This window comes from Candidatus Neomicrothrix sp. (assembly GCF_035329545.1).
GTDB lineage: Bacteria > Actinomycetota > Acidimicrobiia > Acidimicrobiales > Microtrichaceae > Microthrix > Microthrix subdominans.
Genome location: NZ_DAOLGP010000012.1, coordinates 106,383 through 116,206 on the forward strand (window position 1 = coordinate 106,383; position 9,824 = coordinate 116,206).

The 9,824-nt window shown below is 68.4% G+C and carries 9 protein-coding genes; 5 read left to right on the forward strand and 4 right to left on the reverse strand.

What is annotated here, in order from left to right:
• Nucleotides 1-24: 24 nt before the first annotated feature.
• Nucleotides 25-1,668: an acyl-CoA synthetase gene (locus tag PKD89_RS09160; protein ID WP_324332398.1), complete on the reverse strand. Its 1,644-nt coding sequence runs from the start codon at nt 1,666-1,668 to the stop codon at nt 25-27.
• A 125-nt stretch (nt 1,669-1,793) separates the two neighbouring features.
• Between PKD89_RS09160 and PKD89_RS09165 the strand changes: the two genes are divergently transcribed.
• The 3 genes from PKD89_RS09165 (at nt 1,794) to PKD89_RS09175 (ending at nt 4,168) form a co-directional block, all read left to right on the forward strand.
• Nucleotides 1,794-2,948, forward strand: coding sequence for an acyl-CoA dehydrogenase family protein (locus PKD89_RS09165; RefSeq protein ID WP_289010157.1), 1,155 nt, complete (start codon nt 1,794-1,796; stop codon nt 2,946-2,948).
• Nucleotides 2,945-3,760: a class I SAM-dependent methyltransferase gene (locus PKD89_RS09170; RefSeq protein ID WP_289010158.1), complete on the forward strand. Its 816-nt coding sequence runs from the start codon at nt 2,945-2,947 to the stop codon at nt 3,758-3,760. Before PKD89_RS09165 ends, PKD89_RS09170 begins: the two co-directional genes overlap by 4 nt.
• 150 nt (nt 3,761-3,910) lie before the next feature.
• On the forward strand, nt 3,911-4,168 hold the full coding sequence (locus PKD89_RS09175) for a hypothetical protein (RefSeq protein ID WP_287375370.1): 258 nt from the start codon (nt 3,911-3,913) through the stop codon (nt 4,166-4,168).
• A gap of 18 nt (nt 4,169-4,186) precedes the next feature.
• Here the strand turns inward: PKD89_RS09175 and PKD89_RS09180 are convergent, their stop codons facing one another.
• Nucleotides 4,187-5,977 (reverse strand): hypothetical protein, encoded by a 1,791-nt coding sequence (locus PKD89_RS09180; RefSeq protein ID WP_324332400.1) that lies wholly within the window; start codon nt 5,975-5,977, stop codon nt 4,187-4,189.
• Between the two features lie 179 nt (nt 5,978-6,156).
• Between PKD89_RS09180 and PKD89_RS09185 the strand changes: the two genes are divergently transcribed.
• Together PKD89_RS09185 and PKD89_RS09190 are read left to right on the forward strand one after the other, a co-directional pair.
• Nucleotides 6,157-7,089: a hypothetical protein gene (locus PKD89_RS09185; RefSeq protein WP_289010160.1), complete on the forward strand. Its 933-nt coding sequence runs from the start codon at nt 6,157-6,159 to the stop codon at nt 7,087-7,089.
• Nucleotides 7,086-8,240: a polysaccharide pyruvyl transferase family protein gene (locus PKD89_RS09190; protein WP_289010161.1), complete on the forward strand. Its 1,155-nt coding sequence runs from the start codon at nt 7,086-7,088 to the stop codon at nt 8,238-8,240. The genes PKD89_RS09185 and PKD89_RS09190 overlap by 4 nt, the downstream gene beginning before the upstream one ends.
• On the opposite strand, the gene PKD89_RS09195 is transcribed toward PKD89_RS09190, so the two are convergent.
• Nucleotides 8,237-9,310, reverse strand: coding sequence for a UDP-N-acetylglucosamine 2-epimerase (locus PKD89_RS09195; RefSeq protein ID WP_289010162.1), 1,074 nt, complete (start codon nt 9,308-9,310; stop codon nt 8,237-8,239). The two genes, PKD89_RS09190 and PKD89_RS09195, sit on opposite strands and share 4 nt — an antisense overlap.
• A gap of 5 nt (nt 9,311-9,315) precedes the next feature.
• The gene (locus PKD89_RS09200) at nt 9,316-9,750 is read right to left on the reverse strand and encodes a hypothetical protein (RefSeq protein ID WP_289010163.1); all 435 of its coding nucleotides are present in this window, start codon (nt 9,748-9,750) and stop codon (nt 9,316-9,318) included.
• Nucleotides 9,751-9,824: the final 74 nt, after the last annotated feature.

Genomic DNA, 9,824 nt, shown 5'->3' on the forward strand with positions numbered 1-9,824 from the left:
GGTCGCCCGGGTGGTGGGGGTCGATCATGTGGTCGAGGAGCTCGCCTGGTCGGCGGCGTAGGCCTTCCATCGCTTGTAGTCCACCTTGGCGTTGGGGGCGCGGCCGATCGTGTCGACCGACAACACCGCCCGGGGGGCCTTGTAGCCGGCCAGGTGCTCCTTGGTGTGGGCCACCAGGTCGTCGGCTGAGATCTCGGCGCCCTCGACCGGCTGCACCACCGCGGCGATCGTCTCGCCGAAGCGGTCGTCGGGGACGCCGACGACGACGGCGTCGTACACGCTCGGGTGGGTCTTCAACGCCTCCTCGACCTCCTCGGGGAACACCTTCTCGCCGGCGGTGTTGATGCATACCGAGCCACGCCCCAACAGGGGGATCGTGCCGTCGGCCTCGACGGTGGCCCAGTCGCCGGGACAGCTGTAGCGCCGACCGTCGATCATGATGAACGTGGCAGCGGACTTGGCCTCGTCCTTGTAGTAGCCGAGCGGCACGTGACCGCCGACCGCCACCCGTCCGATGTCGCCCGAGCCCGGCTCGACGTCGCGTCCGTCCTCGGTGACCACCCGGGCGTTGGGGCCCAACGCAAACGAGGCGGTGCCGGCGGCCGACTCGCCGGCGGACACCGACTGGCCCAGCCCGATCGCCTCCGACGAGCTGAAGCTGTCGACCAACAACATGCCGGGGTGGTGGGCGAGCAGGCCCAACTTGGCCGACTCGGACCACATGACGCCCGACGAGGTGATCAGCACGACCGAGCTGATGTCCCAACGGTCGGGCTCGGCATCGAGCGCGGCCACCATCGGCTTGGCGAACGCGTCGCCGACGATGGTCAGCGCGCCCACCTTCTCGGCCTCGATGACGTCGAGCAGTTCCTCGACGTCGAAGTGGCGGCTGGGCAGCGATACGACCGACCCGCCGCTGGGCCGGGACATGTTGGCGGTGAACCAGCCGGTGCCGTGCATCAGCGGGCAGGCGAGCAGCCCGGGGGCGGCGTTGGCCCCGATCCCCTCGAGGGCGGCGTCGTAGCCGGCGGTCTCGCACTCCTCGCCGAGGATGGGGTTGCCGGTGGAACACAGGGCCCGGATCAGGTCGTCCTGGCGCCACATCGTGCCCTTGGGCATGCCGGTGGTGCCGCCGGTGTAGATCATCAAGATGTCGTCGCCGCTGCGTCCCCACTCGGCCACGGTGTGACCGCTCGCGTTGGATGTGGCGGTGGGAGTGGCGGCCGCCTCCTCGTAGGGCACCGCCCAATCCGGACACGGGCCTGAACCGTCGTCGACCCACAGCCAGGTGGTCACGGTGGGCACCCGGCCGCGCACCGCATCGACCCGGTCGGCGAAGGTGCCGTGAAACACGACCGCCACCGCGTCGGCGTTGTCCCACAGGTAGGCGAGTTCGTCGGTGATGTAGCGATAGTTGGTGTTCACCGGGACGAGACCGGCCTTGTAGCAAGCGAACGACGTCTCGAGGTACTCGGGGCAGTTGTGGAGGTACATCGCCACCTTGTCCTGGTGGCGAAACCCCCGGTCGAGGAAGTACCGAGCCAGCCCATTCGCCCGGCGATCGAACTCGGCCCAGGTGATGCGCCGCTCGCCCTGGACCTGAGCGTCGGCATCGGGCCGCTGTGCCGCAATGCGTTCCCACAGCTCGGCGAAGTTCCATCCTGGCATCGTTGTCCCCCAACAGCTCTCGACGTCTGAGCGCGCCAGCATAGGTCCGAGCTTCGACCGCGTCAGCGGCCGAAACTGCAGCCTCTCCGACGAGGTCGGGCGGCGGGCGACGCTACGGTTCGCCCATGGACTTTGCGCTCCCCGGGGTGGACGACGCTCGACGCCGGGCGGTACGAGGTTTTCTGGCCGATCATCCCAAGCCGACGGGCGCCGAGTTGGGTCGAGCCGGGCTGATGGTGCCCCACTGGCCCGAGCCGTGGGGGCTGGGCGCCGATCCAATCCACCAGCTGATCATCGACGAGGAGTTCCGGGCCGCCGGCGTGAAGCGGCCTTCCAACCCGATCGGGCTGGGCTGGGCCGGACCGACGCTGATCGAGGCGGGCACCGACGAACAACAGCAGCGCTGGTTGCCCGGCCTGGTGTCGGGCGAAGACCTGTGGTGCCAGCTGTTCTCCGAACCGGGCGCCGGATCGGACCTGGCGTCGCTCTCGACCGCCGCCGTGCGTGACGGCGACGAGTGGGTGATCAACGGCCAGAAGGTGTGGACCAGCCTCGCCCACCACGCCCGTTGGGGCATCCTCATCGCCCGCACCGGCTCGCCACCTGGAACAGAAAAACACGGTGAAGGTGGCGCATCAAAACAGGCCGGCATCACCTACTTCGTGTGTCCGATGGATGCCGACGGCATCGAGATCCGGCCGATCGTCGAAATGACCGGTGCCCACACGTTCAACGAGGTGTTCCTCAACGACGTTCGTCTTCCGGACGACTCTCGGGTGGGCGATGTCGGCCAGGGGTGGTCGCTGGCCAAAATCACGCTGGCCAACGAGCGGGTATCGCTGTCAGCGGGCGGCGTGCTGTGGGGCCAAGGGCCCCAGACCGAAGCGCTGTACGACGAGGTGCGGGCCGCCGGCGGCGTCGCCGATCCGGTGATGCGCCAGCGCCTGGCCCAGACCTGGATCGAAGGCGAGGTGCTGCGGCTGATCCGCATGCGCACGATCTCGGCGGTGGTCGCCGGCAAGAGCCCCGGGCCGGAGGCGTCGGTGCGCAAGGTGCTCGCCGACGAACACGGCCAGGCGGTGATGGAGCTGGCCAAGGACCTGGCCGGCCCGGCGGGCATGCTGACCGACGGGGGACCGTTGGGCCGCCCGGTGGCGCTGTGGCACTACGGCTACCTGTTCGCCCGGGCGCTGACCGTCGGCGGCGGCACCGGCGAGGTTCAGCGCAACATTCTGGGCGAGCGGGTGCTGGGCCTGCCCCACGAACCGAGCACGTCATGAGCGCCGACCGATCGGGGCAACGACTCCGCCGGCCCGGCTCGACCGCAGCGACGTCGATGGAGCTGCGCCCGGCGCCGCGCGACGGCACCGCCGAGCCTGCAGTGATGGCCATCCACCGCAGTGGGATGGTCGCCGACGCCGAAGGAACCGAGTACCCGATCAGGCCGATGTCCATCCTCGAGGGCGAGGGGCGGGCCATCCACGATTTCATGGTCGGGCGGGGCTATTCCCAGAGCCTGGAGACCGGCATGGCCTACGGCGTATCCACCCTGTGGCTGGCCGATGCGGTGGCCAGGGTCGACGGCGGTCACCACATTGCCATCGATCCGCGACAGGTGAGCGGCTACCACTCGATCGGCACGCTCAACGTCGAACGGGCCGGGCTCGACGACGTTGTCGAGACCTACGTCGAGGTATCGGAGTACCGGCTGCCCAAGCTGGCCGGTGCCAAGGCCAAGCTCGACTTCGCCTTCATCGACGGACGACACCTCTTCGACTCGGCGCTGATCGACTTCTTCTACGTCGACCGCATGCTGCGGGTGGGGGGTGCGGTTGCGCTGCACGACCTGTGGATGCCGAGCCTTCGCAAGCTGGCAGGGTTCATCCGCCAGAACCGCAACTACCGGCTGGTGCATGTCGACTCGTCGAGCGAGCTGGGACTTCCGCGCCGGATGTACAAGGTGGCCAAGCGAGTGCGCAACGGCTCGCTGGGGCGCGACCGGTCGGGGTTCCGCCTTCGGGCCGAAAACCTCTGCGTGCTCGAGAAGGTCGGTCAGGACGATCGGCACCACGAGCACTTCCAGCCGTTCTAGCCCGAGGGGATCCCAGCGCCCAACGGCCAGCTCCAAACCCGCTGCCCGTTCGTGATGTGCAACCGTCATCTCGAAGGGCCACCATCCTCACGGCTACAGTTGGCGTGGCCCCAAGGCCACCGACACCCACCGAGTTCGAGCGGAGCACCCGTGGCACCCAGAATCATCACCCCGGCAGATGAGGCTCGCGACATCGTCAAGAACGACGTCGTCGAGTTGATCGAGGATCTGCCCGGTATCCCTGCGGGCACGCTGGGCAAGGTGATGATGGTCACCGGGTTTACCTGGGTGCGCTTCAACGTGCTGTTCACCAACGGCGTCAACATCGGCCAGATCGATCGCGCCAAGCTCCGGCTGTTGACCAAGGACGAGGCCAAAGCGGCCCGCAAGGCCGTCAGAGCGGCCTGATCGTCCCCTGCCCAGGGGTCATTTCTCGTTCGGGCGGACGTACACCTCGAACGGCGGGTGGGCCACTCCGAGCCCGATCGGCTGCCACAGTGCGCAGCGTGTCCACTGAGCCGCCACCCGGGCCCCAGCGGTGCGTTCGTATCCAACGAGCAGCGGTGAGCTGACGATGATCACGTCCACGTCGGAGTCGGTCAGCGCAGCGAAGGGCTCCTTGCGTCGGTCGCGGGGTAGCGACGTCTTCCAGTAGGCGTCGGCGTCGACCGGTTCCTCGATGCCCGGCGCCATGGCGTACAGGGCCGGCATGAACGGTACGACCGCCACCGTGTCGCCGGTGTGGATGCACGACGTCGCTGCGTCTCCGGTGTTCGCAGCGGCCACCTCGTCGTTGATGAACGAGGCCAGCACCCCGGTCTGGCGCCTCGTCCAGGCGTTGTTCAGCCGGGGCTCGGCGGTGTGGTCGACGGCAATCGCCTGCACGGCGAGCATCACGACAACCCCCACGGTGAGCGTGACCTTGGGAATTCGCGTGGCGTAACGGTCCCACACCCGATCGCTGGTCATGGCGATCGCTCCAAACATGAACGGCACGACCGGCAGCAGATACCTGGTGTTGGTCGATGACAGGGCGTTGCCACGCAGTGCCCCTTGAAGGAACAACACCAGGGCTCCGAGCACGATGGCTCCGAGCGCACTTCTCGCCAGACGCGCCGGCTCGCGGCCCGCCCGACGAAACAACCCAAAGGCCACCAGCACGGTTCCCCACAGGGCGGCGGCCTCGAGCGCGGTCATCGCCACCAGCCCATAGCTGGGGTCCATGAAGCTGATCGGCCGTTCGTCGGCGAGCGGGTTCTGCAGCGTGTTGGCGACGTTCTTGAGATAGTCGGCCTGAAAGACTCGGCTGGTGTAAAAGCCGGCAAGCTCCTTGGTGCCGGGGACGACGCGCCCAACCCACAGCTGAAATGCGACGAGGCCCGTCACCAGCCCCGCTCCCACCGCTCCGATCGGAGCGAGGCGTTTCAGCGTGTTTCGCCCGTAGGCCACCAGCGCGTCGTTGTCGGGCCGACCGGCCACATCCCGTAAGCGAAGATCGCCGGGTTCGAGCCGTTGCGACAGATAGAGCACGCAGGCCAGGTGCCCGGGCAGAAACGTCGGCTTGGTGACGGCGACGGCGAAGGACACAAACATCAACAGCCAGGCGGACGATCGCCCGTCGAGTACTCGCCGGGAGGTGAGCAGCAGCGCCACGCCCGCCGGTATGGCCAGCGCGTCGTTGGTGACGAACGAGTGGGCGCTCACAAAACCGGAGGTGCCGACGATCACGAGCGTTGCGGCGGCTGCGATCGACGGAGCAACCCGCAGCCGTGCGCCGAGCCAGAGCAGCGACGCGGCGGACAGCACCGTGAACATCAACCCGGCGACGCGGTAGGTGTCCACCAGCGGGTCGAGGTCGGTCAGCTTGTCCACCACTTTGGTGGCCAGCGCCAGCGGCAGGTAGTAGACGGGTGTGTGCTGGGCCTGCTGAGCAGCAAACTGGCCGTCGGACTCGACCAGCTTCTGGGGAGAAAGACACTCGTAACGCGATCCGGAGGGGTAGCCGGGGTTCAAGGCGCTGCCGAAGACCCGATACCGATCGCAGCGGACGGCTGACGACAGCTCGGGGCTCACCTTGTCGTCATGGGACGCCAAGTGGCCCTGCCGCAACTTCTCGGCGTGGGTGATGTGGGCCTCTTCGTCCAAGCCCATGCCCGGCACTTGCAGCGCGATGAAGACGATGAACGCCAGGACCGCAAGCATCGTGGCGATCCACACGGCCCACGACCGCCAGTGGCGCAACCTGCCTGATGTCAACCGGTCACGCACGCGCAATCTCCACTCTTGCCGGGTTGAGGGCCCCGGATGCCCGCTTGAGCGATCGCCACGGTAGTCGCGCCATGTTGGTGCAGGCGCGAGGTTGAAGGTACCGCAGCGAGGAGGGTTAGCGTGAGGCCGTGACTCGCCTGTCTTCAAGCTCGGCGTGGCGGTCCAGGTTGGAGTGGACCGCCGGGCGGGCGGTCGCAACGCTGGGTGCGTGGTCCAAGCGCCTGTCGGCCATTCCCGGGGTGCGCCCCGCTGCGGCCGCCGCAGGCACCCTGCTGGTGGTTCTGGTTTCGTGGCGGGCATGGCAGGGGGCCCAGTTCGACGATGTGTCGGTGCCGGCCCTCATCGCCGTGGCGGTGTTGAGCGTTCCGTTGGTACTGGCCGCCGACGGCGCTGAGTTCGCCATCCAAGGGGCCATGGTGGGGGTGGACCTGTCGCCGGTCGAGTCGGTGCGCCAGGTCAGCCGGGCCAACGTGGCCAACCTGTTGCCACTGCCCGGAGGGCCGGTGTTGCGTCACCGCGTGCTGGCCTCTCGGGGTGCTCCTCAGCGTCCCGCCGCCCGAGCTCAGCTGATCACGGGGATCTGGTGGCTCGCCAATGGCTTGACCGTGTCGGGGTTGGCATTGATGGCGGTCGCAGACCGGTGGTGGATCGGAGGCTTGGGGGTGCTCGGCGGCGCGACGTTCGCGGTGATCGGCTGGACGGTTCGCCCGCGGTCGGCACTCACCGTCCAGATGGGTTCGCTCATGGCGGTCGAGCTGGTGAAGGTGGTGGTGGGAGCGACTCGGTTCTGGCTGATTGCGTTGCTGCTCGGCGCGGAGTTGGGGTGGCTCGGGGCCATGTCGACGGCGTTCACCGTCCCGGCGGCCGCGGCGCTGGGAGTCTTCCCATCGGGCATCGGCGCCCGCGAGGCGCTGGTCGGCGGGGTCGCCGAACTCATCGGTGCCAGCGCGGCCCTGCTGTTTCTCGCTGCCACCATCGAGCGGGTGGTGGCCACGGTGGCAATGCTACCGGTGCTGGTCTGGGCGCTGTGGGGCAGAAGCCGGGAAACGACCTCCCAGTGACGCTGGACGGAGATCCCCGACCGTGTGAACCCTCGACGGATCGATCGCTGTCGCGCCGAAGCGGTGACGGGAAGGTCGCCGTCGCCGGCTGGATCGGATCGACCAACCTGGGAGACGAGCTGATCGCCCGGGCCGTCTGTGACCAACTGGCCGACCTCGGAGCCGAACCGCTGGCGGTCACCATCGACCTGGAGCGCACGGCCGACCTCCTTGGGGTCGCCGCCGTACAACACCACCGGGTTCGAGACACCCCCAACCTGATCCGGATGCTGCGCACGGTCGACGGAGTGGCCTTCGGCGGCGGAGGTCTGATCCAGGACGAGACGGGACCGCTCAACCTGCCATTCCATCTGGGTCGTCTGGCACTCGGCCGGTTCCTCCACCTGCCGTGGGCCGGCGTCGGCTTGGGTGTTGGCACCGTCAGCCGCCGCACCGGCCGCCAGCTGGTTCGACGGATCATGGTCGGAGCTCGGGCGATCACCGTTCGTGACCCCGCCTCCCAGGAACGGCTTCGGAGGCTGGGGGTCGGCTCGGACGTGGCCGCCGATCCGGTCATTGCCTGGGACCGGATCGAGGATCCCCGCATCACCGATGAGGTCCTGGCGGTCTCGGTGCGGCGGCCCAACCTGCCCGGACAACGAACCCTGTCGACCGCCCCGCCGCTCGACGACGCTTGGTTGGGTCACATGTCGAGCGCCATCGAAGCCGTGGCCACCGATTTGGGGCTCGGGGTGAGGTTCGTTGCGTTCGAGGCGGACCAGGACGGCGAGCTTCACCGACAGCTGGCGGAACGGATCGCGGTCGACAGCGAACTTGTGGAGCCGACCGTCGACACCGTCCTGGGCGCCGTCGGCCGAGCCCGTGCCGTGTTCACCATGCGTTATCACGGCGCCGTCGCGGCGTTGCTCCACGGCCGTCCGGCCATCCTGGTCGACTACTCGCCCAAGATGGGCGACCTTTCAGACGACCTGGCCGGGGCCATGCCGGCGCTCCCGGTTGGAGTGCCACACGCTGAGGGAGCGGTCCGGGCCATGCACCGTGCGGTCTCCCGGGCCGGGGAACTCCCGGATCATCTGGAACGACTTGTGGCCCGCGAGGCCGCCAACTCCGTCGCCCTCGGCCGCCTCCTGGCGCCCGCCGGACACGATTAATCGACCTTTTCGTTCAACTCCACGAGCCGGTCGACCACGATGCTGCTGGGCGTGACCTCGGGCCGGGCAGCGGGGCGTCGGTACCGGTCGGGGTCGGCGGTGACCTCATCGACCAGCCGAGCGTCGTAGTTGGTGAGCACGACGTTGTGCCCCAGGCCCTCATCGCGTTCGGTCGTCGCCCGCCACAGCAGCGTTGGAACCCCGAGGACGGCGCACTCCTCCTGGCTCGATCCGCCGTCGGTCAGCACCCACGGCGCCGCAGCGGTCGCCTCGATGAACTCGTCGTGCGGGATGAGGGGGCCGACCTGGGCATCGCTGCGCAAAACGCGCTCCCACAGGCCGGCGCCGCGCAACGCGTTCTCGGTGGGTTGGTGGACGAGAAACCGGACGGGTTCGCGCTTCGCCAGACGCTCGATCGTGGTGACGAGGTCAACCAGCCGGGCACGGCGATGAAGGTTCTCGACACGATGGATGGTGATCAGTGCCGGCCCGCGCGACTCGGGCTTGGCGGGCCACACATGGCCGATCGCTTCCGAGGACGTGTTGTGTCCGGTCGGCACGATGTCCCGCCCAGCAAAACGGGCTCGCAGGTTTCGCTCGGCGGTGTCGTTGGGCGGAAAATAGGTGTGGGCCAGCCGCATCACCCCCCGGCGGGTGAGTTCCTCGGGGAAGGGGTGGACCGCCGACTTCGACCGGAGGCCGGATTCGAGGTGGGCAACCGGAACACCTGCCCGGCGGCCCATCAGGGTGGCGATGATCGTCGACGGCGTATCCCCATGGACCAGGCAGACGCCTCCCATGCCGCCGAACACATGGCGTCGGGCATGGCTTCGGGAGCGCAGGTGGCTCATCAGGCGGCCGGCCCACTTCAGTGCGTCGCCGATCGAGGCGGCATCGGTCTGGCTGTCGAGCCGGAGGTCGGGCTCGCGAACGCCGAGCTGGGTGCGAAACGACACGGGAAGCTGGCTGTGCTGCCCGAGGTCCACCAGTCGGTACGGGACGCCGCGGCGGTCGAGCTCGCGCATCACCGGAGCGGTCTTGATGTACTCGGCCTTGGTGCCGATGAGCACGTGGATCACGGTGGTGGGCCACCACCATGAGGGCTTGACGAGGGCAACGCCAGGTACAGCAGGCGTGCCATCTCGAGGCGGAGGCGGGTGATCCGGTCCAGGATCATGCCGGTCGCCACCAGTCCGAACCCGAGCGCGATGGCGGCGCCGGCGACGATGAGCGTCGGTTGACGTGCCACCAGTCCCGTCTCCGCGTAATCCACCAGCACCGGGATCAGGACCACCACCGCAACGAGGATGGTCAGCAGGCCGGCGACGGAGAAGGTCAGCAACGGCCGCCAGTCGCGGAACAGCCGCAGCAACCGCCGAAGTATGCGCCAGCCATCACCGACCGTGCTCAGCTTGCTCGTCGAGCCTTCGGGCCGCTCCGAGAACCGGACGTCGACCTCGGCATAGGGCAGGCTCATGCTGGCCGCATGGGCGTTCATGTCGGCCTCCACCTCAAAGCCTGCGGTCAGGCTAGGTGGCTGGTGTCTTTCGCGTCGGGGTTGAGGCTCGCGATTTAGGTTCGGGT

Coding starts and splice junctions, on each gene's coding strand:
- PKD89_RS09160 (WP_324332398.1), bottom strand. CDS start 1,668: ATGCCAGGATGGAACTTCGCCGAGCTGTGGGAACGCATTGCGGCACAG.
- PKD89_RS09165 (WP_289010157.1), top strand. CDS start 1,794: ATGGACTTTGCGCTCCCCGGGGTGGACGACGCTCGACGCCGGGCGGTA.
- PKD89_RS09170 (WP_289010158.1), top strand. CDS start 2,945: ATGAGCGCCGACCGATCGGGGCAACGACTCCGCCGGCCCGGCTCGACC.